29 protein-coding genes and 1 pseudogene are annotated in these 24810 nt (G+C 39.0%); 5 read left to right on the forward strand and 25 right to left on the reverse strand.

The features are described 5' to 3' along the window. The 18 genes and pseudogenes from D8802_RS04900 to efeO all read right to left on the reverse strand — a co-directional run. Nucleotides 1-283 (reverse strand): annotated as a pseudogene (locus tag D8802_RS04900) (tagatose-bisphosphate aldolase); the annotation flags it as partial. Nucleotide 284: 1 nt separating this feature from the next. Then, the gene (locus D8802_RS04905) at nucleotides 285-1214 is read right to left on the reverse strand and encodes a tagatose-6-phosphate kinase (RefSeq protein WP_125395003.1); all 930 of its coding nucleotides are present in this window, start codon (nucleotides 1212-1214) and stop codon (nucleotides 285-287) included. A 10-nt stretch (nucleotides 1215-1224) separates the two neighbouring features. Further along, complete coding sequence (gene lacB / locus D8802_RS04910; RefSeq protein WP_125395004.1) at nucleotides 1225-1740, reverse strand: galactose-6-phosphate isomerase subunit LacB; 516 nt, start codon at nucleotides 1738-1740, stop codon at nucleotides 1225-1227. Between the two features lie 30 nt (nucleotides 1741-1770). After that, nucleotides 1771-2196, reverse strand: coding sequence for a galactose-6-phosphate isomerase subunit LacA (gene lacA, locus D8802_RS04915; protein ID WP_084883041.1), 426 nt, complete (start codon nucleotides 2194-2196; stop codon nucleotides 1771-1773). 291 nt (nucleotides 2197-2487) lie between these two features. Then, a complete protein-coding gene (locus tag D8802_RS04920) occupies nucleotides 2488-3384 on the reverse strand; it encodes an aldose 1-epimerase family protein (RefSeq protein ID WP_125395005.1) in 897 nt (298 codons plus the stop codon). A 107-nt stretch (nucleotides 3385-3491) separates the two neighbouring features. Next, entirely contained in the window at nucleotides 3492-4967 is a 1476-nt protein-coding gene (locus D8802_RS04925; RefSeq protein ID WP_000382509.1) for a PTS galactitol transporter subunit IIC, read from the reverse strand. Between the two features lie 44 nt (nucleotides 4968-5011). Next, on the reverse strand, nucleotides 5012-5317 hold the full coding sequence (locus D8802_RS04930) for a PTS sugar transporter subunit IIB (protein WP_000590551.1): 306 nt from the start codon (nucleotides 5315-5317) through the stop codon (nucleotides 5012-5014). A 38-nt stretch (nucleotides 5318-5355) separates the two neighbouring features. Beyond that, nucleotides 5356-5832, reverse strand: coding sequence for a PTS sugar transporter subunit IIA (locus D8802_RS04935; protein ID WP_185758199.1), 477 nt, complete (start codon nucleotides 5830-5832; stop codon nucleotides 5356-5358). Nucleotides 5833-6051: 219 nt separating this feature from the next. Next, nucleotides 6052-6741 carry a sugar phosphate nucleotidyltransferase gene (locus D8802_RS04940; protein ID WP_125395007.1) on the reverse strand — a complete coding sequence of 230 codons (690 nt, stop codon included), beginning with the start codon at nucleotides 6739-6741 and terminating at the stop codon, nucleotides 6052-6054. A gap of 11 nt (nucleotides 6742-6752) precedes the next feature. Next, nucleotides 6753-7631, reverse strand: coding sequence for a DMT family transporter (locus D8802_RS04945; protein ID WP_125395008.1), 879 nt, complete (start codon nucleotides 7629-7631; stop codon nucleotides 6753-6755). 1 nt (nucleotide 7632) lies between these two features. Beyond that, nucleotides 7633-8490 (reverse strand): phosphotransferase family protein, encoded by an 858-nt coding sequence (locus tag D8802_RS04950; RefSeq protein WP_125395009.1) that lies wholly within the window; start codon nucleotides 8488-8490, stop codon nucleotides 7633-7635. A gap of 16 nt (nucleotides 8491-8506) precedes the next feature. Then, a complete protein-coding gene (locus tag D8802_RS04955; RefSeq protein ID WP_125395010.1) occupies nucleotides 8507-9529 on the reverse strand; it encodes a ribitol-5-phosphate dehydrogenase in 1023 nt (340 codons plus the stop codon). A gap of 4 nt (nucleotides 9530-9533) precedes the next feature. Next, the gene (locus D8802_RS04960; RefSeq protein ID WP_125395011.1) at nucleotides 9534-10241 is read right to left on the reverse strand and encodes an IspD/TarI family cytidylyltransferase; all 708 of its coding nucleotides are present in this window, start codon (nucleotides 10239-10241) and stop codon (nucleotides 9534-9536) included. 364 nt (nucleotides 10242-10605) lie between these two features. Then, nucleotides 10606-10776, reverse strand: coding sequence for a twin-arginine translocase TatA/TatE family subunit (tatA, locus tag D8802_RS04965; protein ID WP_125395012.1), 171 nt, complete (start codon nucleotides 10774-10776; stop codon nucleotides 10606-10608). Continuing rightward, on the reverse strand, nucleotides 10760-11491 hold the full coding sequence (tatC, locus tag D8802_RS04970; protein ID WP_125395013.1) for a twin-arginine translocase subunit TatC: 732 nt from the start codon (nucleotides 11489-11491) through the stop codon (nucleotides 10760-10762). The genes tatA and tatC overlap by 17 nt, the downstream gene beginning before the upstream one ends. Next, nucleotides 11492-13180: an FTR1 family iron permease gene (locus tag D8802_RS04975; protein ID WP_125395014.1), complete on the reverse strand. Its 1689-nt coding sequence runs from the start codon at nucleotides 13178-13180 to the stop codon at nucleotides 11492-11494. Further along, a complete protein-coding gene (gene efeB, locus D8802_RS04980; protein ID WP_125395015.1) occupies nucleotides 13155-14369 on the reverse strand; it encodes an iron uptake transporter deferrochelatase/peroxidase subunit in 1215 nt (404 codons plus the stop codon). Before efeB ends, D8802_RS04975 begins: the two co-directional genes overlap by 26 nt. A 5-nt stretch (nucleotides 14370-14374) precedes the next feature. Continuing rightward, the gene (efeO, locus tag D8802_RS04985; RefSeq protein WP_125395016.1) at nucleotides 14375-15247 is read right to left on the reverse strand and encodes an iron uptake system protein EfeO; all 873 of its coding nucleotides are present in this window, start codon (nucleotides 15245-15247) and stop codon (nucleotides 14375-14377) included. A 186-nt stretch (nucleotides 15248-15433) separates the two neighbouring features. Here efeO and D8802_RS04990 point away from each other — a divergent pair, with 186 nt between their 5' ends. Then, entirely contained in the window at nucleotides 15434-15733 is a 300-nt protein-coding gene (locus D8802_RS04990) for a YbaB/EbfC family nucleoid-associated protein (RefSeq protein WP_061416779.1), read from the forward strand. 47 nt (nucleotides 15734-15780) lie between these two features. Here D8802_RS04990 and D8802_RS04995 read toward each other — a convergent pair whose 3' ends face one another. From D8802_RS04995 to glmU, 7 genes are all read right to left on the reverse strand, one after another. Beyond that, nucleotides 15781-17544 carry a glycerophosphoryl diester phosphodiesterase membrane domain-containing protein gene (locus D8802_RS04995; RefSeq protein ID WP_125395017.1) on the reverse strand — a complete coding sequence of 588 codons (1764 nt, stop codon included), beginning with the start codon at nucleotides 17542-17544 and terminating at the stop codon, nucleotides 15781-15783. A 9-nt stretch (nucleotides 17545-17553) separates the two neighbouring features. Beyond that, a complete protein-coding gene (locus D8802_RS05000; RefSeq protein ID WP_125395018.1) occupies nucleotides 17554-18144 on the reverse strand; it encodes a 3'-5' exonuclease in 591 nt (196 codons plus the stop codon). Nucleotides 18145-18225: 81 nt separating this feature from the next. Beyond that, a complete protein-coding gene (gene rocS, locus D8802_RS05005) occupies nucleotides 18226-18720 on the reverse strand; it encodes a chromosome segregation protein RocS (protein WP_000021247.1) in 495 nt (164 codons plus the stop codon). 76 nt (nucleotides 18721-18796) lie between these two features. Then, nucleotides 18797-19489 carry a 5'-methylthioadenosine/adenosylhomocysteine nucleosidase gene (locus D8802_RS05010; RefSeq protein WP_125395019.1) on the reverse strand — a complete coding sequence of 231 codons (693 nt, stop codon included), beginning with the start codon at nucleotides 19487-19489 and terminating at the stop codon, nucleotides 18797-18799. A gap of 15 nt (nucleotides 19490-19504) precedes the next feature. Continuing rightward, nucleotides 19505-19816, reverse strand: coding sequence for a cell wall synthase accessory phosphoprotein MacP (gene macP / locus D8802_RS05015; protein WP_000517872.1), 312 nt, complete (start codon nucleotides 19814-19816; stop codon nucleotides 19505-19507). An 11-nt stretch (nucleotides 19817-19827) separates the two neighbouring features. Beyond that, complete coding sequence (locus D8802_RS05020) at nucleotides 19828-20373, reverse strand: NUDIX hydrolase (RefSeq protein WP_125395020.1); 546 nt, start codon at nucleotides 20371-20373, stop codon at nucleotides 19828-19830. A gap of 9 nt (nucleotides 20374-20382) precedes the next feature. After that, nucleotides 20383-21762 (reverse strand): bifunctional UDP-N-acetylglucosamine diphosphorylase/glucosamine-1-phosphate N-acetyltransferase GlmU, encoded by a 1380-nt coding sequence (gene glmU, locus D8802_RS05025; RefSeq protein WP_125395021.1) that lies wholly within the window; start codon nucleotides 21760-21762, stop codon nucleotides 20383-20385. A gap of 158 nt (nucleotides 21763-21920) precedes the next feature. On the opposite strand from glmU, the gene D8802_RS05030 reads away from it, so the two are divergent. From D8802_RS05030 to D8802_RS05045, 4 genes are all read left to right on the forward strand, one after another. Then, nucleotides 21921-22721 (forward strand): glycoside hydrolase family 25 protein, encoded by an 801-nt coding sequence (locus D8802_RS05030; RefSeq protein WP_125395022.1) that lies wholly within the window; start codon nucleotides 21921-21923, stop codon nucleotides 22719-22721. Nucleotides 22722-22827: 106 nt separating this feature from the next. After that, complete coding sequence (locus D8802_RS05035; RefSeq protein WP_125395023.1) at nucleotides 22828-23670, forward strand: DUF368 domain-containing protein; 843 nt, start codon at nucleotides 22828-22830, stop codon at nucleotides 23668-23670. Continuing rightward, a complete protein-coding gene (locus D8802_RS05040; protein ID WP_125395024.1) occupies nucleotides 23670-24152 on the forward strand; it encodes an aminoacyl-tRNA deacylase in 483 nt (160 codons plus the stop codon). The genes D8802_RS05035 and D8802_RS05040 overlap by 1 nt, the downstream gene beginning before the upstream one ends. Further along, nucleotides 24152-24775, forward strand: a complete 624-nt coding sequence (locus tag D8802_RS05045) for a histidine phosphatase family protein (protein ID WP_125395025.1) — start codon at nucleotides 24152-24154, stop codon at nucleotides 24773-24775. The genes D8802_RS05040 and D8802_RS05045 overlap by 1 nt, the downstream gene beginning before the upstream one ends. Nucleotides 24776-24810 lie beyond the last annotated feature (35 nt).

A 24810-nucleotide genomic window follows, 5' to 3' on the forward strand; every position in this document is an offset into this window, starting at 1 on the left:
CAGTTTTCTCATAAGCAAGGAGAAGACCAGCATTTGGATCAAGGGCTTTAGTAGCTGGAAGACCATACTCAGGGTCAAGGAGCATAGAGGATGCGTATTTTGTCAATTCATCTGCTACCAAGACTTTGAGTTCTTCCATTTGAGCAACTGTTGGTTCTTCTGTTTGGTATTGAGCCATGAGGCGTTTCAAAGCACCACGTTGGTCAAAGGCAAGAGCTGAGATAATGCCATTCTCGTCAGAGAGTTTTTCCAAATATTTGCGTTTTTGTTCTGTTAAAGCCATTTTATACCTCTTTTACGATTAGTTGGTCGTATAGACCTTGATAGTTAGCCATATTGACATGACCTGTCATCTTTTCTTGAGCATTGAGCATACCAAGGACATTTGCCTTGATAAGAAGTACTTGATCAGATTCCTTATGAAGAAGTCCTGATGAAATACCTGCAACAGTAGAATCTCCAGACCCGACAGGATTGACTACCTGAATTCTTGGAATATCTACCTTGTAGAAAGTATCACCATGTTTTGCAAAAGCACCATTTGCACCAAGTGACACGATAATCCACTCAATCCCTGCAAATAAAGGCTCTTGAAGAACTTCTTTTAATTCATCCAAATCCTCAGAAACTTCTTTCCCAAGAAGCTGAGACAATTCTTCGTTATTTGGTTTGATTACTGTTGGTTTATGTGGTGATTCAAGAACCGCCTGAAGAGCTGCACCTGAGCAATCCAAAACAACTGGTTTTCCTGTACGATTAGCAAGTTCTACTAAGCTCGCATAGTAATCAACTGGAAGACCTGCTGGCAGACTACCAGAGATAGCAACTAGTTCCACAGTGTCAAGGAGATTTTCGAAATGAGCCAAGAAATCTTGCCCTTCTTGTTCTAGAACTTCAGGCCCTTTTTCAAGGATTTCTGTTTGGTTTTCACCGTGGAGAATAGCGATACAGTTACGAGTCTCTCCTTGGATAGAGAAGAAACGTTTCGTTACTTTATCGTCGATATGCTCTACTAAAAACTCACCAAGTTTCCCACCAATCAAACCAGTAGCAACAACAGAATCGCCAAATTCTGAAAGAACTCGTGTAACATTGAGACCTTTACCACCAGCTGTCTTGGTCACGTCCACCACACGGTTGACAGTGTCAATTTTTAATTCATCCAAAGGATAAGAAATATCAATGGATGGATTCATTGTGACTGTTAAAATCATGCGTCACCTCTTAGTCGTGGTATTCACCGCGATCCCATTTTTCAAGGAATTCTGTAAAGAAGTTTGCATCTGCTTGATGAGCATTGTGAGTTTCAACGTGCTCGATTTTCGCAATCAATTTTTTGTTTTCTTCTGATGGTTTGTATTCAGCATTGATGAAAGCTTCAATGATATCGCACATGAGCAATTCACCAGTAATTTTACCACCAAAACCAATAACGTTGGCATTCAATTGTTCTTTTGCATAAAGTGCTGTTGTCATATCACGAACCAAGGCAGAACGAACTCCTGGAACTTTATTTACAGCGTTGTTGATGCCAACACCAGTACCACAGATACATACCCCAAGATCAGCTTGACCGCTTGTAACGGCTTCACCAACTTTTTTACCAAAGATTGGGTAGTGAGTACGTGTGTGATCATAGGTACCAAAGTCGATGACTTCATGTCCTTTTGATTTCAAAAATTCTGAAACCGCCATTTTTTCATCTGTTACGATGTGGTCACATCCAATTGCAATTCTCATTTTTATCTTACCTTTCTTACTGTAATCTAATTAGCACATTTTGTTCAACATATCGACACGAATCTGGTGACGACCACCGTCGTATTTACCGTTAACAAATCCTTTAGCAATGTTTTTCGCCAATTCATCACCAACAAGTTGTGCACCCATAGTGATCATACGTGAGTTGTTGTGTCCACGAGTCATATAAGCTGAACGTTCATCTGAAACTTCTGCAGCAACCATTCCTTTGATTTTAGTTGCGACCATGAATGGACCAGCACCATAAGCATCAATCACGATACCAAGGTTTTGTTCTTCTTTGTTTACTTCTGCAGCAACAGCAAGAGTCACATCAACAAAGTCTTGACCTTCAGCTGTAACATCCACAACGTGGAAGTTTTCTTTTTCCAAGAAGTTTTTCACAACTTCTTTCAATCTCAAACCTGCAGCATCTGCACCGATAACAATAGACATATTGTTTACTCCTTTTTATTATTCTAGGCTAGTAAAGACTTTCATAGCTAGCAGTTTACCTACAAAAGACTTTCTAGCAGTTTAGTGACAAATTTGATTGAATGAGATGAATAACACCTTATCCAAGTCCAGGAAATCAAGTTCCTAGAAATAATCTTTCTTTGCGAAAGAGAATATAACAAGTGATTGTTTGTTTGTTACAAACACCATTTGTTGTTTACAAACATAATATACTCCTATTTTCGGAAAAAGTCAACAGTAAATGTTTGTTTTTGTGTTTTATTTTTTAATCTAAAAGATTTGAATATCAAAGCCAATCTGTTCTACTTGACCGGGTTGCAAGAGACGAACGTTTTTCTTATCTTCTAAATGATCTCCTTCTTCAAGAGATGTTGACAAGCCAGACCATGGTTCAAACGCAATGAAAGGTCCCTTATTCAAAGTTGACCAAATGATGAGATTTGAGAACTCTTGGAAGTGTACTTTTAATCCCTTCTCATGCTTGCTCGAACGAAGGGCAATTGTTCTGGATTGCAACTCATCCAAAGTCACTGCATCAACACTAAACAGATCATAACTGAGATCCACTTCCTTTTGCGAATCCAACCATGGACTTCTATCTTGAAAGTCTAACATGCCAGTTTCTGGGAAAGGCCGGGGAACAGAGCAAGCCTCTTCTTTCTCAAACTCTAAATAGTAATCTTCATAAGTTTCGCCATCTAGCAGAGGACAATTAAATCCTGGATGTCCTCCTATAAAGAATGGCATTACTTTATTAGTTTCTCTATTGAAAACTTTGTATTGAGTACGGACAGTCTTGCCATTCACTAGATAAGTGATTTCAAGGCGGAAATGATAAGGGTAGTTCTGATAAGTATTCTTATCGTCTTCGATAGTAAAAGTTACGCTGTTTTCTGTTTGTTCAACTAATTCAAATTCTTTTTTACGGACCAAACCGTGACGAGGAATGTTTCCTTTTGTCTCCGTACCATCTGCATGACTGTAGAAGGCTGTATCTTCCCTTAAAGAGCCGCAGATTGGAAAAAGTACTGGCGCTTGTCCACTCCAGTAAGTGGCATCTCCTTGCCACAGATACTCAATGCCTTCTCGATCCTTGATCGACGACAAGGCGCCACCTAAGGTTTTAAACTGGACCGTTAACTGATCTGATTTGATTTCAATTACCATAATATTCTCCAACTATTTTTAGATCTTTATATAAAAAACTAGGTTGCCACTCCCAATGTAGGAAATTAACAACCTAGTTTTCACAATTTACATTTTATAGGAGCGAATTATTTAGCATTTGCTGCGTATTCTTCGTTACGTTTGATCATTTGTTTTCTATACCAAGCAAAGATACCTACATAGAATACAAGGAAGGCTGCTGCACCAAGGATTGCTTTGATATCACCTGTTGTAGCATTACCGATTGCCCAACCAAATAGTTTTTCGATTGGTCCTTCAAGAGTTGAGTGAGTGATCAATTGAGTTTGGCTCACACCTTCTGGGAAGGCACCTACACCCTTAGCAAGTTCAGTTGCAAATGGAGCGATAAGAGTACCTGAAAGAAGGAAGAGTGGCAACAAGAGTGTTCCGAAGATGATCATACGGAGCAATTTACCACGTGTAACAACCAAGAGAGCTGGAGTCACACCCATAGCGATGATACCTGCAAGTGGCAAGATACCGTTTCCGACGTTTGAAAGAAGCACAGCTTCTACTAGCATGATTGGAGCAAGTACGTTGGCACAAGCCCAGATTTCAGCACGACCAGCGATGAAAGGCCAGTCAAGACCGATGTTGAATTTACGTCCTTGAAGACGTTTAGTAGCAACGTTTGTAATACCTTGTGAAAGTGGTTCTACGGCTGCGATGAACCAAGATCCGATAAGTGAGAAGAGCTCCAAGCAGACACCGGCAGTCAAACCAAGGCTCAACCAACCTTTAATAACAAGTTCCCATTTATCAGCTCCTTCTACACCAGCAACTGGGTGTGGAGTTCCCATCAAACCAATAACGATACCAAGGATAAAACCGATGAAGAATTTAGATCCCCAGAAACCGATTTTCTTGTTCAATTTTGCAGCATCAAAGTCGTATTTATCAAGACCTGGCAATACTTTATCAAAGATCTTATCCAAGACCATGATAACTGGGTTCATCATGTAGTTCATGTGAGTTGAAGTCATTGGTGATGAACTTGGTGCGTTAAGAAGATCGTCAAAAGTTGGTTTCATCAAGTCAGAGTTGATGATTTTCAAAACACCGACAAGGACAACTGCAGCAGTCGCGATGAAGAGTGAAACACCTTGGCTAACACCATTGTTGTCTGCGTACCATTTGATCAAAAGACCAGTGATTGACAAGTGCCAGATATCAAAGATATCAACATCAAGTGTGTCTGTTTTCTTCATTGCAAGCATCACAACGTTGACAATCAACATCACAAGCAAGAAGTAAAGTGTCCAGGCAGATCCCCAGGTGATTGTAGCAAGTGGTGCCCAACCAACGTCAGTGATGTTCAATTGAATACCTGTGTTTTCAACGAATTTCGCAAGAGATGCTGAGAAAGCTCCGTTGAGCATACCGATGATAGCACCGATACCAGTAAGGGCGATGGCAAGTTTGATACCACCTTCAAGCGCTTTGGAGAATTTCACTCCAAATAGTAAGGCCAATACTGTCAAGATGATCAGCATGATGATAGGACCACCCATTTCCAAGACTGGCTTGAAAATCTTATTGGCTAGTTCGATAATGACATCCATAATAGTTCCTCCCTTTATTTTTATGGAATCTTACAAAATAATAATTAACTTAGTCCGTGTTCTTTGATAGCTGCCTCAATATTGTCAAATACTGGAGCGCTCATTGCTGGAATACGGAACAAGATTGGCCCAGCTTCAATTACTGGAATTCCTGGTTCAAAACCAAGGTCAGTTGCAGCGATTGGTGTAAAGATATCATATCCTTTGATAAGGTCTTCATTTACATCTTTTACCATAACTGCATCGCAGTGAACATCATAACCACGGTTTGAAAGTTCTTCTTCTAGAGCACTTTTAATTTGGTGACTTGAGTTAACACCTGCACCGCAGGCAGCGAGAATTTTAATCATTTGGATTTCCTCCGATTTTATTTTTTATAATGTACGATTTAAGCTGTTGCTTCAGAGATATAGGCATACAAGGCTTCTGGTTCAGAAATATTTGATAAATCTTCTAGATGACCATTCCCTGTGAAAAAGTCCATCAACTGAGCCAGAATATTTGTTTGACTCGAACTTGAATTGTTAATGATAAAGAAGAGTAAAGATACTTCCACTTCCTTATCAGGAGCAATCATATTGTGAAAAGTTACTGGTTTTTCTAATCGAACAACCACCACTTTCTCAGCCAGATTATGAACAATATCTGTATGAGGAATCGCTACATTTGGCAAGTCCTTTCCCAGAAATTCCATATCTAAGCCAGTTGGAAATGACTTTTCACGTGTGATCAAGGCTTCACGATAAGTTGGAGTCACGATTTTTCGTTCTTCCAATAGGGTTGCTACCTGATCAAAGAGTTGTTCTTGATTATCCGCTTCTAAGCAAAACACGAGGTCTTTGTCAAAGAAATGATCTAATCCCATAACAGTTTCCCTTCTTTCAATTAACTTTTACGTTATAAGTATAACACTATATGAAATCGTTGTCAATACTTTTTTGTTTTATTTTGTTTCTTTTTTGTTGATTGTGTTTTCTTAATTAATTTCAATCATTATCAAACAATCTTTTTAAATTCTATTTTCGTGCATTTCAAACAAAAAAAGACCAAAATGGGTCTTTCTGTTACTAATTCCTAATGTTATTTAGTTAATGGAAGATAAAATTTCTTCTAGCTTTTGATAATCCTTAACACTATCGATTTCATAGATGCTGTTGCCTTCTAATTCTTCGACATACACATCTAATTCTTTGATATTATCTTTAACCATGTTGTCCCAATAAAGATCAACAAATTCGCCGCTTGCATAGGCTTTGTCAATAAAACCAACAATCTTTTCTGCAGTTGGAGCATCCCAGAATGATACGCCGCTCAGAATACGACCAGCCTTGCTATCAACGATGATGTCTTGAACTTTATAGTCATCACCATAAACCAAGAACCATTCATTCTCACAGTCTTCACGATAAACACTGAAATAGGTCGAACGTTTAAGATCGTTTCTAAACATATTTTTGAAAAGATAGTTATCTGCATCAATGACATAGCTATTTGCCAAGTCTTCTTTAACGAGGTAAAGTGAGTAAAAGTTATTGTAATCAGCATACTTGTCGTTAAAGACTAAACGGACACCATATTTTTCTTTTAGGTAGTCAAATTGTTCTTTGAGGTAACCGACAACGATGATAATCTCATCAATTCCTCTCTCTTTCAAAAACTCGATTTGGCATTCTACCAAGGGTTTTTGATTAACCTTTACCAAGGCTTTTGGGGTATTTTCAGTCATAGGGCGTAGACGAGTTCCTAAGCCCGCTGCTAAAATAATCGCTTTCACGCTATTCTCCTTTATTCTTTAATAATAATATAAACACCAGCCATGACAACAAGCGATGTAATAATGGTCACCATATCGAGAGGTGTTCCTAAAAGCATTGCTGAGAACAATACTGTCCAAACGACATAGCTTACGTTCAAACCAGTTGCTTTTGCTGGTTGCAGACGATTGATAGCAATATAGTAAGCTAAGTAAGAAATCATATTACATGCTGCAAAGACTAACATCAAACCGAGCAATTGCCCATCTGCTACTTCTGCAAATGAATGATGAGAAAAGAGGACAATGACAAGGTATGACAAGAATGAGGTTACTTGGCGGATTAATAGTGCTTCGATTTCACTCAAGTCACTTTCCATGGCGTAGGAACTAAGAACACTTTCACTTCCCCAGGCGATGGCACAAACTAATGCACAGAGAATTCCGATATAAAAAGAATTGACCTGCTCAACTTTGTAAGTCTGGGCAATAATACCAGCAATAATCAACAAAATACCAAACACAGTATTCTTAGATACCTTGTGTTTCAAAATGAAAAATGCTAGTAAAACAGAAACTGCTGGGTAAATAGCCGATACAGATGAAGCTAGAGAACTACCAATATATTTAACCGCATAAAGATTGGCCTGCATACCAATAGGTCCTGCTAGTAAAGCACCGATAATTACACTCACATTTCGAATATTTAAGAAAATCGAAAGACGAACTTTTCTTTCTTTTACCAAAAGAAAAGCTAACAAGATAAAGATACTCAAGAAATCATGAGCAGCAGCCACCACAAAAGGTGAAAGATTTGTAAAAATTGAAAAGATATAAGCACTAATTGTTAGACCTAATCCCCAGAAGATACCAGAGAGCAGACCAAAGGAAACACCATTTTTATTCTTCATCCTAACCTCCATAATAAGTCAAACCTTCGACAGCTCTTTGGTAACGATTGACACCGTAATCTCCAAAATCAGCCCCTTGAGCTTCTTTGTACACTGTCCACAAACTCCAGATAGTATCTTGCAAGATTTTATAGATACGAATCTTCTCACGTGATACAGGCGTTTTGTCACTTTCATAGTAGGAAAGGAAATCATCTTCCTCTTGCTTTGTAAATTCAGACTCTAAGAAAAGAGCTGCCAAATCCCACATCGGGTCATTCATAGAAGAGTATTCCCAGTCAATCAAATACAAACGACCTTGTGGTGACTCGATAAAGTTTTCTGGTACCAAATCAATATGACAGGACTTTCTATCAATACCCAAATCAGCCAATCTCTTTTCTAGTGAAAATACATCTTTTCTTACAGCTTCATAGTTTTCATAAGGGATAGGTCCCTCAATCAAGGATTCATATTTGCTGATTTCCTCAAAGGGAGCAAATTCTCCTCTTAATTCTTTCCCTGAAGCGTGGATGGTTTGTAAAATTGGTGCAATCTTTTCAAACTTGGACTTAATTGATGTTGAATCAAGAGTTACTGCTGATTCGATGTACTCATTTACTTTAATCCCTGACTCAATATCAAAGAGATAATTTTTGACATCTAAATCTAAATCCTCTAAAAGTTCAAGATTGTACTTTTCATTTTGACGATTGATGAGTTTTTCAGTCCCTTTACCAAAAAATTTCACAATATACTGTTTGTTGGTTGTTTTAACCAAATAGTTTTGATTGGTCATGCCTCCCAGCTGTTCAACACTGAGTACTTCCTCTTCATCAGATAGTAAGGAAGAAATTTTTTCTTTGATGAGTTTCTCCACAATTAACCTCCATCTTCTACACTTCCCACTTAAATACTGTTTTAAAAGCAGTATTCAGGTCTGTAGCAAAGACACGGTGAATGTCCTTGATTTCTCTCACTGGTTCTTCAACATAAAGGATATTCTTCAGACGATTCGCAAACTTTTTGACTTCCATCATTTGAATGGCCTTCTCAAAATCGACGCGTCCTGAACGAGATGATCCTACTAATAACAATCCTTTTCCCAAAGCATCTCGTGTATTGATATTAACCTTGTATTCACTCACTCCCATCATGAGAATCGTTCCCTGTGGACGAATATAGCGAATCAAGTCATTGATAGCTGGGCCTGTACCATCGCCACCGCAACACTCAAACCCATGATCAAAGGTCAAATCCTCTGGGATATTATCCGTGATGTAGCACTCTTTTGCAAAAGAGAAGAGTTCCAGTTTTTCCCAATGGCGACCAATCACGATAATCTCTGCTTCTGGTAGAGTGTAATTGATAATATTGGCAACCACAAAGGCCAAACTACCATCTCCGATAACAGCGATGCGCTCTCTCTTGCTATGAGCAAGATGCAGGAATCGATCCATAGCATGCATGCCAACACTTACAAACTCAGTTATGGCTGCAACTGTATCTTCGATATCATTATAAGAAACGACTCGGTCTTTTGGAAGAGAGACAAATTCTCGCATAAAGCCATCATAACCACTAGATAGGAAGTAGGTTCCTGTCATGTAGTTCTCGTAGAACTCCTTGTCACTCTGCATAGGAGGTTGATTGGGAATCATAACTACCTTTTGACCGACTTCATAAGTCCCAGTTGGATCGGAAATAACAGTTCCACAAGACTCGTGAATCATGGCCATTGGAAGCTTTTTAGCCAATATCTTTGGATCGCGTTTCCCTTGATAGTAACGTTGATCCGCATGACAAACCGCCATATAATTTGGACGAATAAGGATATGATTCTTCTGATCAATGTCCTCTTCTTGGTATTTTACATTGATAAACTTTGGTTTGGTCAGTTGATAAATTTGATTAATCATAGCCTTAGTCTTTCTCAATCATGCTTTTCGCGATTTTCAAGTCTGTCACTGTTGTGATTTTAAGATTTGAATATTCCCCTTTAGCTAGGGCAACGTCTTTCCCTTTTATAACAAAAATCTTACATGCATCCGTCAGGATTTCCTTTTCTTGATCAGATAGGGAACCATACAAATCCATGAAATCCTTGCAGCGGAAGGTTTGAGGTGTTTGACCTTGATAAAGGTGAGCACGATTTGGAATATCAGTGATAAACTGACCACTGGTACTTTCAACAATGGTATCAACTGCTTCTACTACTGTGTCAACCGCATCATGATTTTGGGCGAGTTTGATATTGTCTTGGATCATGCGAAGTGTGATAAAAGGACGAACAGAGTCATGCGTAATCACGATATCTTCTGGAGTGATTGGACGGTAGGCATCAATAGCTTCTATAATCTTCTCAATACTGCTATTGCGATCAGCACCACCCTTGGTAATGATGATACGATTCTTGTGGAGAGAAAGATACTTGTCAACCAAGTCCTCAGCATGAGAAACCCAATCTCCATGAACTCCAACCACAATTTTTTCAATACTTGGTTCCAAAACAAATTTTTCAATTGTGTGGATCAAAATAGGACGATCACCCAACTCCAAGAATTGTTTTGGTAAATTACTGATTCCCATGCGTGTGCCAGTTCCTCCGGCTAAAATTCCTGCATAGATCATTTATATTCTCCTTTAGTTTATTCTAAAAAACTCATTACTATCTATTATATCACAATCTATCTTTATCATGAAGAAAAGATAGAGCGTCATTTAGTTGAATTAACACACTATTTCGACCGAAAAGTGAACAATGTATTATTAAATCCGGAAAGACTATAACAAATTAAGAAATAAAAATAAGTTATCCTCTATATTATCCATTTAACGTTCGGTTAACATAGAGTTCTTTAGAATATAACACAAACCTTAAAGAAAACTTAAACACATTTTTTAGAATACAAAAATAAGCTAGGAAACTGTTCAAATTTATCTAGACAACTACAGTTCCTAACTTTCTTGTTTTTATGTATGAAGATGGAATAGATCACTTTTCCTGATCTTGGTCACTAAGTCCTTTAACTGCCTTCTTAAACTCAGACAGCATTTTACCGATTGATTCACCCAGTTCTGGTAAACGTTTTGGTCCAAAGATTAAGAGTGCACCTAGAACAATGATAATCAATCCTGGAGCACCGATATCACGTAAGATTCCCATTCTTTTCTCCTTTCATTTTTTTCTTTATTATCCTCTTGCTAATTGCAATACTAAGCTCATAGAGGAAGATCAAAGGAATTGTCATGGCTAGATCGCTAATAAAATCAGCTGGTGTCAAAATAACAGCGAGTACCAATAAAATAAAGTAGGCATAACGTCTATAGGTAACTAAGAGCCCTGGTCCAATCATGCCGATCGACGTTAAAAAAGCTATGATGACTGGCAATTCAAAGATGAATGCCAAAGGGATAGTTGTTTGAAAAACAAAGTCTAAGTAGTTCTGCGCTGTTAATTGAGTTTCAAATAATCCTTCCCCTAGTCCTAAAAGCACTTGAAGTAAGGCAGGCGTTACAAAGTAGAATCCAAAGGCTAGTCCAAGTAGAAAGCAAATAAAACTAGCTGGAATATATGCAAAAATAGCTCTTGCTTCTTCTATTTTCAAGCCTGGTTTGATAAAACTCCAAATCTGATAAATTGTAAAAGGTAGAGTAATAGTAAAGGACATTAGGCTCGCTAAGCGAAAATAAATCCACAGAATATCATTTGGACCTAATACAATCAATTTTTGATTAAAGGACTGAGTTAGATAGTAGTAAAGCTGATCTGCAAACAATAAAGCTCCACAAAAGACTATAGAAAAGCAGGCTATAACAGCAATGAACCTCTTTCTAAATTCTACCAGATGTTCAACGATTGTCAATTCTTTTGTATCCATCTACTTTTCACCCTGTCTCAATGTGACAACCAAAACAATTATCAAAAAGATTAGCTGACTTCCAATGCCTTCCAAACTTGGATAGATTCCCAAAAGATCAATAGTTGGGAAACCTGATATTAAGTGATTTGGAGCCATATTGGTCAGCTGCAGAGAATGTAGGCTAACACCTAGCATCTTGAAGGCAAGAGCATAAATCATCCATGTCAGGATAAAGAAGACCTTATGAGGTAGGAAAAATTGACTCGCCTTGTTCATCAGAAATGCAATAATCATCAAGACTAATAGAGCCAGAGAAATGCCTAGGATAAACTCAAAACGAGATATTCTCGGTAAAATTCCTACGTAAAAAAGAATGGTCTCTGCCCCTTCACGAAAAACAGCTAGAAAACTTAGAGCAAACATGGAAATGAATGAACCTGTCTTGGTCACCGTTTTCATCTGTGCTTCCATAAAGGCATTCCATTTTTTGACTGAAGATTTACTATGAAGCCAAATACCGATAACAATCATCATCACTACTGCGAAAATACCAACAGATCCTTCGATGATTTCACGATTAGCCCCCGATGTCACAGCAGGAAAGGCAATTTGTAATATAAATGCAATCACTAGACTCGCAGCGATACCTATTAGGGCACCACCATATACCCACTTGAGTCCTTTGCGCATCTTGGCTGCTTTTAGTGTCGTGACCAAGGCCAAGACGATTAAGAGAGCCTCTACCCCTTCTCTCAGGAGAATGAGCATAGCATCAAAGGCATTGTAACTTGCGCTGGTATCAATTTGAGATAAATCCGAAATCAGTTTTTCTAATTTTTCTTGGTATTCCTTCTCACTTCCCTTGACCATAATCACAGGACTTTCACTTTCAACTCGTGTATAGAGGGAAGGATTGGTCGTGCTAACAGAACCCTCAATCGTTGGCCAGATAGTGATGAATTCCTTCATACTAGCTGCTCCTGATGCTTGGTCACCAGCTTGGAATTGTTCCAAAGCCTTTTTCAAAAGGGCAATACCGTCTTCGAGACTTAAATCAGAAGATGCTTCTGCGACTTCTTTTCCAGTTACAAAATCATCAATAGCCTTTTTTAAGTCCTCAAAGGAAGTCTGGATGGAGTTAAAATCAGTAGGCTCAGTTTCTATGCTACTACGCAAGAAGGAGATAGCTGTTTCAACACGTCCATAATGGGCCATACTATTGTCACGAACCACACTTTCATTGATAGTCCAAGTGGAATTCATCTTTTTATAGGCTTCTCGAATTTGCTCTATGTCTTTGGAAGAAATTGCCTTATCCAAAGTCTCAAAACGTGGTTTTAGTCGACTAACAAGCTTTTCTTTTTCAGCATCAAGATCTACCGGATTTTGCTCTTTCTCAAATGCAAGAAGAGCAGATGAAATCTGTGTCAGATTTTCTTCATTAATCTCTCCTGACAGAGCAAGTTTCTCTTTGACAACCTTTCCAGCTTCTGAATCAGCATGTTCTACTGTTTCAAAATCCGTCGCCATTTCCCTAACTAGGGCCTTAGCTTGTGCCTGGTTTCCATTTTTTATAGCCTGAGAGGCATCCGTAATCTTTACAAAATAAGAACTCAGACTTTCCTTCGCACTAACTGGAGAAATAGCTAACAAGAGAAAAGACAAAGTCAAGAAACAAATACTAGTCTTCCAATAATTTCTGACCAATATAGCCTCCTTTCTCTACTCCACCAAAGCAGGCAAAAAGACCACTACCGATGTGGGTTACATACTCATTCATCTTGTCTGTAGCTCCGAGGTTGGTTTGAACCTTGACAAAATGATCTGGATCCTTTTGGAAAGAGATAAAGAGTAAACCCGTATCAAATTGTCCAGTCTTTTCATCAATGCCATCTGAGTATGAATAGGATCGTCGTAAGAGTGGCTTATCTACCTCTTTAGCTAATCGAACATGCGAATCATCTGGTAAAAGACTCAAATCCACTTCATCAAACTCATTCTTCTTACCAAAGGGAGCCCCACTTTCCTTGTAGCGACCAAAGGTATTTTCTTGCTCTTCAAGGTTGGTTCGATCCCAAGTATCGAGAAACATCTGGATGCGACGAACGGCCATATAGGATCCATTTTCCATCCAATCCTTGCTGTCAGCCCAGACAACACGATCAAAATCCTTCTCTTTAGTTACATTAGCAGTTCCGTCCTTGAAACCAAAAAGGTTGCGGGGTGTCTCCAGACGATCTCCAATAGCAGCAAATCCAGATTGGCTCCAACGGAGAATCACCGCATTTCTCCCTTTACGGATAAGGTTGCGAATAGCATGAAAAGCAACTTGCTCATCATCTGCACAGGCTTGGATAACAATATCTCCCCCAGTATATTTTTCACGTAGTTGCTCTTTTGGGAAGGGAGGTAAATCCTTAAAAAGTTGAGGACGTTTTTGATCTAATTTCATCTTTTTCAGGAAACTAGCAGACACACCAAAAGTCAGCGTTAAACGATGAGGATTTAGCCCCACAGTTTCTCCAGTGTCGCTAGGTGGCAAGAGGGCATTCTGACCATCTTTTTTAACCAATTCTCCTTCTACCAACTTGCTACTATAATCTGTCCAATCCTTGAACAGCTGGATAATCTTATCCTTATCTGTCGTATGCAAATCCAGAACAACAAAATAAATATTCTTCTGCATAGGGGTTGTAATACCCGCTTGGTGTTTACCATAAAAAGCAATTTTTTCATTCCCGTACGAGATGTTTTCTTGATTTCCTAGCTTAGGTGCGAAAAAAGCAGAAGCACCAGAGAGCCCTAGCGCTAAACCAGCCCCTCCAATCCCTGCTTTTTTTAGAAATTCTCGACGGTCCATTTTTTTATCAAAAAACTTTTCGTCTTTATCAGTCATACTGCTTATTCTCCATCCAGAAATTTACCCATTTGTGATAGAGGTTCACCAAGTTTTGTCACAGCTTCGGACAATTCTTTAGTGTCTTCTTTTGACAAATCAGTATACAGTTTGTAGTGTTCTTTGTCTATCATGTGTTTGTCTAGTAAACTGTTGACAGATTTAAAATCTGCTTCCAATTCTTTGACTAGGTCAGCATCTGATTTTTCTAGTAAAGGTTTAAATAGTTGGAAAATTTTCTCAGCACCCTCGATATTAGCACGGAAATCGTACAAATCTGTATGAGAGCATACTTCTTCTTCACCAGTAATCTTACTTGTCGCTACTTCATTAAGCAAGTCAACTGCTCCAGTCAACATAACCTTGTAGTCCACATCTACAGTCGCAATCTTAGCTTTCAATTCCTTAATATCATTGACCAATTGATCACCGTATTTTTCAGTCCCTTTTGTGGTATTATCTTCCCAAAGAATACGCTCGATACGATGGAAACCTGACCAACCTTCCTCTGTCTTGTTTTCGTCCATATAGTCTGCTAAACGGAAGTCAATCTTGACATCTGACTCACCAAAACTTTCTGCAATCGGTTCTGAACGCTCATAAGACATACGAATCAGTGGATAAACCTTCTTAGCCTCTTCTAATTTGCCTTCTTTCAACAGTTTGACAAAGCCTTCCGTATCTGTCAAAAGTTTATCAATTTGCTCTTGTACAAAAGTCTTATAGTCAGCAGTAGCCTTATCAAGCATTTTTTGCTTGTCTTCAGACAGGGCTGTCACCTTAGAGGAATCATTTGTCTCAGTTGATTTTTCAAAACGGACTGCACATGCTGTCAATAGCAAGGCTGAAGATAAAAGGACAAAACCTAGTTTTTTCATTGTATACTCCTATCGGTTCAGAAGACCTGAATTTATTTTACGTTTCATTATATCATGTCTTCTCTCATTTTTCAATAAATTGTCAGAAAATTTAATATTGGCTATCTAAAACAAACAATAGACTTTTACTCCTAAAATTGATAAAATAAAAAAGAAAATAATAGAAAAAGGGAACTGTAAATCACTATGATGAACATGCAAAACATGATGCGCCAAGCACAAAAACTTCAAAAACAAATGGAACAAAGTCAAGCAGAACTCGCAGCTATGCAATTTGTTGGAAAATCTGCTCAAGACCTTGTTCAAGCAACTTTAACTGGAGACAAAAAGGTGGTCAGCATTGACTTTAACCCAGCAGTTGTAGATCCAGAAGACCTAGAAACCTTATCTGATATGACCGTTCAAGCCATCAACGCTGCTCTAGAACAAATCGACGAAACGACTAAGAAAAAATTAGGTGCTTTCGCTGGAAAATTACCATTCTAATCACCTACAGAAAAAGGAGGAAGGTTCACTTCTCCTTTTTTTCTCTGTTAGAAATTAAAGAACTCCGTAGCTTTTTTCAAAAGAAGATCGGTGTATTCTGGATCTTCCTGAGCTGCTGCTAAAGTCTCCTGTAGCCTCTCCGTGTCATCTGTAATCATCCCATCCACTGACAACTGCAACGATTTATCAAGTGCGTCAGAGCTATTGATGGTCCATACGTAAAGCTTTTGTTCTGTATACCAAAGTTTCGTGACAAAATATTCATCCAATGTTGAATACTCCATGGTATAGCCAGTTGCCTTTGTTTTTGGGAAAATACTATTATAAGGCAAGATGAAATAAGCTGGAATAGTCGAATCATATTTCAAAACTTGGTCAATCACATGATAGTCTAGTGATTGCATCTGATGACCATACTGCTTGATAATCGTTCCATACTTCTCTAGAAAACGTTCCATCATTTGTGGACTGTCTTTTTTACTGGTTTTGATTTCAATCAACAATCTTTGATGAAGTTCATTCGCGCGATTGAGATAGTCATCAAAACTAGATATTTTGGTTCGATAGCCATTTTCAGAAATATCTAACCCTGTCAACTCCTCCAAAGTCAAGTCTTGAGGTCTGGCATTTATACCTGCTAAGTTCTTAAGATTGGCGTCATGCATCATCACAAACTGACCATCTTTGGTCTCCTGTACATCCATTTCAATCAAATCTGGTTTCAGTTGCGCTGTTTTTTCCAAAGACTGTACAGTGTTTTGTACACCATTTTTATTTGAAACGCCCCTATGTGAAATGACTAAAGGGGTATTTGTCACAGGAGCTTCCAGATAGATATAACCTTCCAGCGCAAAAAAGATACTAGCGCAACCCATAACTCCCCATCTCATCAAATGGTCTTTTTTTCTTCTTGGCATAATCTCCAGTTCCTCACCAGTCAAAAAGGAAACAAACTTAACAAGGAAATAGGTCAAGGCCATATAGTGGATGTTTTTTATCAAGACAAAGTTGATAACTCCAAGAATCAGTGATTCTTTCTGTGTTAAATTGTCAATTACAATCTGTCCTATTAGCAAGGGAGTCAAGAGAAGGAAGAAAAAGAAATATGTTTTAATAATAATGAGTAGCAAGTTCCAAGCATAAAAGAGAACTTGTTTTTTTGTCTTTTGTAGGCTATATTTTACTCCTTCTCTCACAGTTCTCTTTTCAAAGAGAATCTTCGGAAGGGCAAACATGAGTCGGACAGACACATAGAGCAAAATCCAAGCAGAGGTAAAAATCATCAAGCCCACTAGCCAGTACTTGTCTTCCAGATAAGTCACAATAAAGTCTGGAATAACGATTTTATTTAAGTAATAAATTTTTAAAATTTTCCTGATGAAAGGAAAGAGCATGGCTACGTAGAAGAATAGAAAAGCCATCTTGCAGAAGCTCAAGCGTTTCATGAATAGAAAACTTTGCTGGAAAACTTTGCGACTGTACTCAATCAAGGTTCTCTTTTCGTGGTAGAGAAGGTGACGCGCCCCAATAAAGAGGAGGCAAATCTGGAAATAGGCCACCAAAAGATTGATTACAATCAAGACGAGAAAGGCAAGACTGATTAAAGGAGAACTCGTGATAATGGCAAAAATATTATTGTAAGAAATAAACAAATAGCCCGTCTGGCTGAGTAAAATTCCAGCAAGCCAAGAATTGAGAGGTAACCATAGATACTCCACCATCATGAAAATTAAGAAAAAGAGGAAGAGAACTTTATCTAGGTTGAGGTAAATTTTCCTAAAACCTAGTTTTTTAGGTTTTTCAGGTTTCATTAGGCACTCCTAGTCTAGAAATTGAGATAAATCTAACCCGCCAAAGGGATTCATAGATAGATTACTTTGTTCTTCTAACAATAGTTTTCCTTCGTCATACTCCAGAAAGGCTTCATAAACACGCGCTGTCATGCGAGCATCCTCTAAACTATTATGCGATTGACCTTTAAAGCCTAAGAAATTAGCTACAGTTTGTAATTTAAGATTTGCTATGCCGTGTAGGTCGGAACTACGACGTTCAAAAGCCTCATCATATAGGTCGACCTTGTACTGGTCACGATAGTCCAAGCCATGCTCCAAGAGAATAGGTAAATCACTCTTGGATGCATTGTATCCAACGATAGGTGAATTGCCAACAAATGCTTGAAAGTCCTTTAAAACTTGCTCCACCATTGGCGCATCTTTCAAAGTTTCAGCTGTAATTCCTGTCAAACCATTGATAAAACTCTTTAAAGGCACGCTGGTATGGACATAAGAATCAAAAGCACCTATCTCTTGACCATCTTGAAAGCGAACTGCTGATACCTGAATTAAATGGGTAACCCCTTCGTGTTGATTGAATTCTAAGTCAAAGGCGATATAGTCTCTTAATTTTTCCATCATTTACCTCAATTACTACCCAAACTAAACTATAAATAAGAAAAGAAGCCATTAGGTTAGTGAATAACCCAAACAGCTTCTTTATTTTCCTCCAAATAGACGAGCAAAAAAGCCTTTTTTGGTTGCTTGGACTTCTTCTTTTGCTTGGTCCAACTCGAGTTTCAAGCTTTCTTGATCCTTCATTGCTTGAAGAGTTAACTGTTGCTGTTGGTCCAATTGTTTGTCCTTTTCTGCAATCTGGCGGTCTTTGATGCGCATCTGCTCATCTTTTTCTGCCAGTTGCTGATCCTTGGCCTTGAGTTGCTCGTACAAACGAAGAATTTCAGCATTTTTCTCATCAACCAAGATTTCCATCAGTTCACGTTGTTTGACATCATCACTGACTGGTTCATCTTCAAAAATCGTTTTTTTGTAGATTTCTTCTAGCTTGATCAAGCCACTTCGAGTAACTACTGTTACACCTTTGTCATTTTTTTTCGTGTCCTCTTCTGGAAGTTCTTTGACACGATTGTTGATTGCCTGACGGGATAGTCCTAAGACCTCTGCAATCTCGCTGACGGTCATTTCAATACTCATAATATCCTCTGAAACGTTTTCTAGCTTTTCTTTATTTAAATCTTATCATAAGCTAGATAAACTGTCAAATCTTGGCTTAATTCAAGGCCTTTAAAAATGCTAGTAAAACTTGGGCAGAACGACGGCCAGCTTCAATGATAAACTCATCAAAAGAGATAGAGGCTTCGTGATTGGCATTGTCGCTCATAGCGCGAATGACGAGGAAAGGTAGGTCAAGAGCCTGAGCCGCTTGAGCAATGGCTGCCCCTTCCATTTCAACTGCTAAAACATCTGGAAAGTGGGACTTGATACTAGCAATCTTATCATCCCCAGCTATAAAACTGTCCCCTGTAGCAATCAAGCCTAGGTGCCAAGTCTGTTCTACTTGAGATAAACTTTCTTTAATCCTAGTGATAAACTTCTGATCTGATTCAAAGTAAAGGGGTTGACCAGCCATCTGACCATAAGCATAACCAAAAGCAGTCACATCCACATCATGGTAAACCAATTTATCCGCAATCACTACATCTCCAACAGCAATCCCTTCTGCAAGAGCACCTGCTGATCCTGTATTGATAATGGCTTCTACTTGGAAGTGGTCAGCTAACACCGCTACACTCATAGCCGACATGACCTTCCCAATCCCACTCTGAACTAGAACAACTTCTGTCTTGCCAACAGTGCCCGTGTAGTAGGTGTTTCCCAAGACTTGGACTTCTTGAGGTTTGTCCAAATTCTGAGTCAAATATAGGAGCTCTTCCGGCATGGCAGCAATGATTCCAATTTTCATTTCAAGTCCTTTCAATTACAAGAGTTTCATCGCTAAAATTAACAAAATCAAAAGTAGGATAACTGCAAACAAGATGCGATTGAGTTTTGAATTAAAAACATTTCTCTTGGTATTCTCAATGCGGCGACTCTTATGAATTGTTGGCTCTACTTCGATTGTAAGTGTATCTTGACTAAACCCGTGGTCTCTAGAACGTGAATAACCAAAATGTTGTGAAGACGTTGGTAGGATTTTTGTTTCCTCATCATCTTGAAGAGGTGGTCCTGAGATTTTCTCACCACGATTGGCACGTTCAATCATTTCGTCTGTTAATAAAGGTTTTCCCATGGGTTGCTCCTCTATTTCTTTTGTAGTTCCCAGTACTGGATCGCCATAATGGTCTTGGCATCACAGATATGACCTGACTGGATCAGGTTCTTGGCTTCCTCTAGGCTTACTTCTAAAACTTCCAAAGTTTCATCATCATCTTGTGGGCGAGGATTTTCCACCTTGACCAAATCACTAGCGAGGTAGAGTTTTAGTTTTTCATTACAAAATCCAATCGCAGAATAGAAATCGTACAACAGTTCTAACTTAGCTGTGTAGGCAACCTCTTCTTCCAATTCTCTAAGAGCCGCTGCCATTGGATCCGCATTTTCACCAATTTCCAGTTTTCCTGCGGGAATCTCATAAGAGACGGCCTCGATAGCCTTTCGGTATTGCTTAACAAGAACGATTTTGTCCTCAGCTGTCACGGCTAGAACACAAACGGCTCCATTGTGAAAAATCAGGTCACGTTGGGCAGTACCCTTTCCTTCTGGTAGTTCTACCTGGTCTTGTACTAGTTTGAAAATAGGACCTTGATAGATTTCCTTTCGGTGAATCGTTTTTTCTTCAAATTCCATGACAAACTCCTACTGGTTCTTGGGATGATGAGGTAAGCGTGTTGCGTACTCGTCTTTGTTAACTTGTCGTCCACGACCGATAGCAATGGCATCAGCAGGAACATTCTTGGTAATGGTTGAACCCGCTCCAACCAGAGAATTATCCCCAAGTTCTACAGGAGCAATAATAGTTGAGTTTGAGCCAACAAAGACATTATTGCCAATGACAGTTTTGTATTTATTTTTGCCATCGTAGTTAACTGTAATAGTTCCTGCACCGAAATTAACGTTGCTACCCACTTCACAGTTTCCGATATAGGTCAAATGACCCGCCTTGGTATTTTCACCGATTGAAGATCCTTTTACTTCAACAAAGTTTCCAATGTGAACTTGAGCAGCTAGGCTTGAACCTGGACGAATGTGGGCATAGGGACCGACTGTCACACCGTCCGCAACGCTACTTTCCTCAATCATAGAATTCGTAATCACGGCTCCAGTCCCAATTGTGCTGTCCACGATATAAGTCCCATTTGTTAAAATAGTCTCCGCCCCAATCTTCGTTTGACCTTTCAAGGTAACGTTGGCTTCGATTTGAACTTCAGGAGCAATCTCGACATCAATGTCGATGTAAGTTGCATCTGGATTAACAAAGCTGACACCATTGACCATATGTTTTTGATTGATACGGCGGCGCATCACTGCTTCCGCAGTCGCAAGAGCTACACGGTCATTTACCCCAAGACTTTCATCAAAATCCTTGAGAGTATAAGCGCCAACCTTCTCACCCGCATTACGGAAAATACCAATCACGTCAGTAATATAGTACTCACCTTGGGCATTGTTGGTGTTGATGTTTTTAAGAGCCTCAAAAAGACGTTCATTGTCAAATACATAAGTTCCCGTATTGATTTCCTTGATCTGCTTTTCAAAGTCTGTGGCATCTTTCTGCTCCACAATCCGAAGAACTTCAGCGTTATCGTTGCGGACGATACGACCATATCCAAAAGGATCAGCTGCTTCAGCTGTTAAAATCGTCGCAACATTTTTGTGATTGATATGGAAATCCAAGAGATTTTTCAAGCTTTCACCTGTAATCAGAGGAGTATCCCCAGCGATGACTAAGGTATGTCCAGTGCGATTTTGGAGAATGGGCTCTGCCATCATGACAGCATGCCCTGTTCCTAGTTGTTCTGATTGGGTAACAAAGTCTGTCTGCCCAGCCAAGACTTGCTCAACTAACTCAGCCTTGTGTCCCACTACGGTAACTGTCTTTTCAGGTTGAATAGCTCCAACACTGCGAAAAACATGTTCCAACATCGAAATTCCTGCTACTTTATGAAGTACTTTGGGAAGATCTGATTTCATGCGAGTACCTTTACCCGCTGCTAAAATAATGGCATAATTTGACATACTATTCTCTTTTCTGTAAAAATTCCCTTATATTATACCATAATTTTACTTTTAAAGAACAAACAAACAGGTGCTTTCCTGAAAATCTCCCCTACTTGTCTACATTTCTAAACTGTTTCCTTTGATTTTTTTTAGATTTTACGATAAACTAAATAAGTATGAGAAAAATAATTCATCCAGCTATTATTTTGAGTTTATTTGGAATTTTCTTAGCGATTTTACTCCTCAATAGACCAAGTTTTGAGGACCATCCTATCAAAACTAAGCCAAATGCTCTTCAAGTTGAAACTCAAGCCTTGCATAATCTTGACAAGCCCATTATCGACGTCTCTGGTTGGCAAAGACCTGAGGAAATCAACTACGACATCTTGGCTCAAAATATTTCTGGTGTTATCGTTCGCGTGCACAATGGGGCTCAGCATACTGAAGCAAATGATGCTGCCTTTATCAATGGTGTCGATAAAGCTTATAAAAATCACATATCAGAATTCCAAAAACGGAATATCCCTGTGGGAGTTTATGCCTATGTAGCTGGAAAAAATAAGGAAGAAATGGAGAAGGCTGCTGAAGTCTTCTACAACGCTGCTTCTCCTTACAATCCTAGCTACTACTGGTTAGATGTTGAAGAAAAAACAATGTCCGATATGAATGAAGGTGTTGAGGCCTTTCGCGCCAAACTGGCAGCTCTCGGTGCTAAAAATATCGGAATCTACGTTGGAGTTTATTTCATGCAAGAGCACAGTATCAGTACAGATAAATTCTCTGCTGTTTGGATTCCTTCCTATGGAACAGACTCAGGTTATTTTGAAACTAAACCAAATACCGATCTGGACTATGATCTCCACCAGTACACTTCTAAGGGAAGAATTGCAGGATTTGAACATCATTTGGACATCAATTTGATTTCTACTGCTAAAGAGAAGGAAGAAACCTTCAGAAAACTATTTTTAAGGCCATAAGACAAGTGAAAATAACAAACTTTTTCACTTGTTTTTTCATTTTCTCCCCGTCTGTGTTATAATTGATAGCATAGAGAAAGAATTTTATGAAATTGAGGATTTTATTATGTTTTCATGGATTGCACGAGTTATTAAAGGAATCGTCATCGCATTAGGATTTATCCTACCGGGAATTTCTGGCGGTGTTTTAGCAGCTATTTTGGGTATTTACGAGCGAATGATTGGCTTTCTGGCTCACCCCTTTAAAGATTTTAAAGAGAATGTCCTATACTTTATTCCAGTAGCTATCGGGATGTTGCTAGGCATTGGTTTGTTTTCCTATCCAATCGAGTATTTGCTAGAAAACTATCAAATCTATGTTTTGTGGAGCTTTGCGGGAGCTATCATCGGTACAGTTCCTAGCCTCCTTAAAGAATCTACTCGAGAATCTAATCGTGATAAGATTGACCTAGTCTGGTTCTGGACTACCTTTATCCTTTCAGGATTGGGCCTTTACGCGCTCAATTTTGTCGTAGGTTCACTCAGTGCTAGTTTTGCAAACTTCATCTTGGCAGGTGTTCTTTTAGCTCTTGGTGTCTTGGTGCCTGGTTTAAGTCCGTCAAATCTACTTTTGATTTTGGGACTGTACGCTCCAATGCTCACTGGTTTTAAGACCTTTGATTTGTTTGGTACCTTCCTTCCTATCGGGATTGGTGCAGGAGCAACCCTCATTATCTTTTCAAAATTAATGGATCACGCCTTGAACAACTACCACTCCCGTGTTTATCACTTTATCATTGGGATTGTGCTTTCAAGCACCCTCTTAATTTTGATCCCAAATGCCGGAAATGCTGAAAGTATCCAATACACTGGACTTTCTATTGTGAGCTATGTTCTTATCGCCTTCTTCTTTGCGCTTGGCATTTGGCTTGGTATCTGGATGAGCCAGCTGGAGGATAAGTATAAATAATGGCAAAGAAAGTTAAGATTAAAAAAACCTTGGTCGAGCAGATCTTGACCAAGGCGGGTATCGACCATATCGGTATTCAAATCAATGCACTTGAAGGAGAACTTCCTCCTGAATACGGCAGAAACCAAATCTTTAAAACCTTGGCTCTTTTGGGAGACAAGACAGGACCGATTATTGGAATTGTTCCCATAACAGAACACCTCGCCGAGAAAAAACTAGCAAAGGTTTCTGGCAATAAAAAAGTGAGCATGATTCCGCAGAAAGACTTAGAAAAAACGACAGGCTATATTCATGGTGCAAATAACCCCGTCGGCATTCGCCAAAAACACAATTATCCAATTTTTATTGATCAGACTGCTTTGGATTTAGACCAAATGATTGTCTCTGCTGGAGAAGTTGGGCACAGTATCATCATCCGACCTCAAGACTTAGCCAGTTTTGTAAAAGCGGATTTTGCTGATATCTTGGAGGAAAACAACTGATGAAACTCTATTTTGTTCGTCATGGTCGCACCCTCTGGAATCTTGAAGGTCGTTTTCAAGGAGCTAGTGGTGACTCTCCCCTTCTGCCAGAGTCTATTGACATCCTAAAGCAACTTGGTCAGTATCTCAAGGAAATACCTTTTGATAAGATTTATTCAAGTGATTTACCTCGAGCAGTCAAATCTGCTGAGATTATCCAAAGCCAACTCCAGACACCCTGTCCTTTAGAAAGTATTCCAGACCTACGCGAATGGCAACTTGGAAAACTTGAAGGTTTAAAAATCGCAACGCTCAATGCCATCTATCCACAACAAATCAAGGCCTTTCGCTCTAATCTCGCTCAGTTTGATACGAAGATGTTTGAAGCGGAATCCCTCTACTCTACGACTCAGCGAACCATTCAGTTTATCAAATCTCTGAAAGGAAGTCCGGCTGAAAGAGTTCTGATTGTCGGACATGGGGCAAATCTCACTGCTAGCCTACGCACTCTCTTAGGCTATAAAGAAGCTCACCTCCGCAAAGATGGAGGCTTGGCCAATGCTAGTTTGACAATTTTAGAGACTAATGATTTTGAAACCTTCACTCTGGAAAGATGGAATGACACTTCCTATCAACGAAAATAATGGAACTTGATCTTAATAGTCAAGTTCTTTTTAGT

The organism is Streptococcus oralis, from assembly GCF_003943395.1.
Lineage (GTDB): Bacteria > Bacillota > Bacilli > Lactobacillales > Streptococcaceae > Streptococcus > Streptococcus oralis_BF.

Bases quoted from the DNA above. Each gene is read 5' to 3' on its own strand.
- tatA (WP_125395012.1), bottom strand. From the start codon at position 10,776: ATGGGAATCTTACGTGATATCGGTGCTCCAGGATTGATTATCATTGTT.
- lacB (WP_125395004.1), bottom strand. From the start codon at position 1,740: ATGAGAATTGCAATTGGATGTGACCACATCGTAACAGATGAAAAAATG.
- D8802_RS04935 (WP_185758199.1), bottom strand. From the start codon at position 5,832: ATGGGATTAGATCATTTCTTTGACAAAGACCTCGTGTTTTGCTTAGAA.
- tatC (WP_125395013.1), bottom strand. From the start codon at position 11,491: ATGGATACAAAAGAATTGACAATCGTTGAACATCTGGTAGAATTTAGA.
- D8802_RS04925 (WP_000382509.1), bottom strand. From the start codon at position 4,967: ATGGATGTCATTATCGAACTAGCCAATAAGATTTTCAAGCCAGTCTTG.
- D8802_RS05030 (WP_125395022.1), top strand. From the start codon at position 21,921: ATGAGAAAAATAATTCATCCAGCTATTATTTTGAGTTTATTTGGAATT.
- macP (WP_000517872.1), bottom strand. From the start codon at position 19,816: ATGGGAAAACCTTTATTAACAGACGAAATGATTGAACGTGCCAATCGT.
- D8802_RS05040 (WP_125395024.1), top strand. From the start codon at position 23,670: ATGGCAAAGAAAGTTAAGATTAAAAAAACCTTGGTCGAGCAGATCTTG.
- lacA (WP_084883041.1), bottom strand. From the start codon at position 2,196: ATGTCTATTGTTATCGGTGCAGATGCTGCAGGTTTGAGATTGAAAGAA.
- D8802_RS04990 (WP_061416779.1), top strand. From the start codon at position 15,434: ATGATGAACATGCAAAACATGATGCGCCAAGCACAAAAACTTCAAAAA.
- glmU (WP_125395021.1), bottom strand. From the start codon at position 21,762: ATGTCAAATTATGCCATTATTTTAGCAGCGGGTAAAGGTACTCGCATG.
- D8802_RS05035 (WP_125395023.1), top strand. From the start codon at position 22,828: ATGTTTTCATGGATTGCACGAGTTATTAAAGGAATCGTCATCGCATTA.
- D8802_RS04960 (WP_125395011.1), bottom strand. From the start codon at position 10,241: ATGATCTATGCAGGAATTTTAGCCGGAGGAACTGGCACACGCATGGGA.
- D8802_RS05000 (WP_125395018.1), bottom strand. From the start codon at position 18,144: ATGGAAAAATTAAGAGACTATATCGCCTTTGACTTAGAATTCAATCAA.
- efeO (WP_125395016.1), bottom strand. From the start codon at position 15,247: ATGAAAAAACTAGGTTTTGTCCTTTTATCTTCAGCCTTGCTATTGACA.
- efeB (WP_125395015.1), bottom strand. From the start codon at position 14,369: ATGACTGATAAAGACGAAAAGTTTTTTGATAAAAAAATGGACCGTCGA.
- D8802_RS04955 (WP_125395010.1), bottom strand. From the start codon at position 9,529: ATGATTAATCAAATTTATCAACTGACCAAACCAAAGTTTATCAATGTA.
- D8802_RS04905 (WP_125395003.1), bottom strand. From the start codon at position 1,214: ATGATTTTAACAGTCACAATGAATCCATCCATTGATATTTCTTATCCT.
- D8802_RS04920 (WP_125395005.1), bottom strand. From the start codon at position 3,384: ATGGTAATTGAAATCAAATCAGATCAGTTAACGGTCCAGTTTAAAACC.
- D8802_RS04930 (WP_000590551.1), bottom strand. From the start codon at position 5,317: ATGATTAAAATTCTCGCTGCCTGCGGTGCAGGTGTTAACTCAAGTCAC.
- D8802_RS04945 (WP_125395008.1), bottom strand. From the start codon at position 7,631: ATGAAGAATAAAAATGGTGTTTCCTTTGGTCTGCTCTCTGGTATCTTC.
- rocS (WP_000021247.1), bottom strand. From the start codon at position 18,720: ATGAGTATTGAAATGACCGTCAGCGAGATTGCAGAGGTCTTAGGACTA.
- D8802_RS04995 (WP_125395017.1), bottom strand. From the start codon at position 17,544: ATGAAACCTGAAAAACCTAAAAAACTAGGTTTTAGGAAAATTTACCTC.
- D8802_RS05010 (WP_125395019.1), bottom strand. From the start codon at position 19,489: ATGAAAATTGGAATCATTGCTGCCATGCCGGAAGAGCTCCTATATTTG.
- D8802_RS05020 (WP_125395020.1), bottom strand. From the start codon at position 20,373: ATGGAATTTGAAGAAAAAACGATTCACCGAAAGGAAATCTATCAAGGT.
- D8802_RS05045 (WP_125395025.1), top strand. From the start codon at position 24,152: ATGAAACTCTATTTTGTTCGTCATGGTCGCACCCTCTGGAATCTTGAA.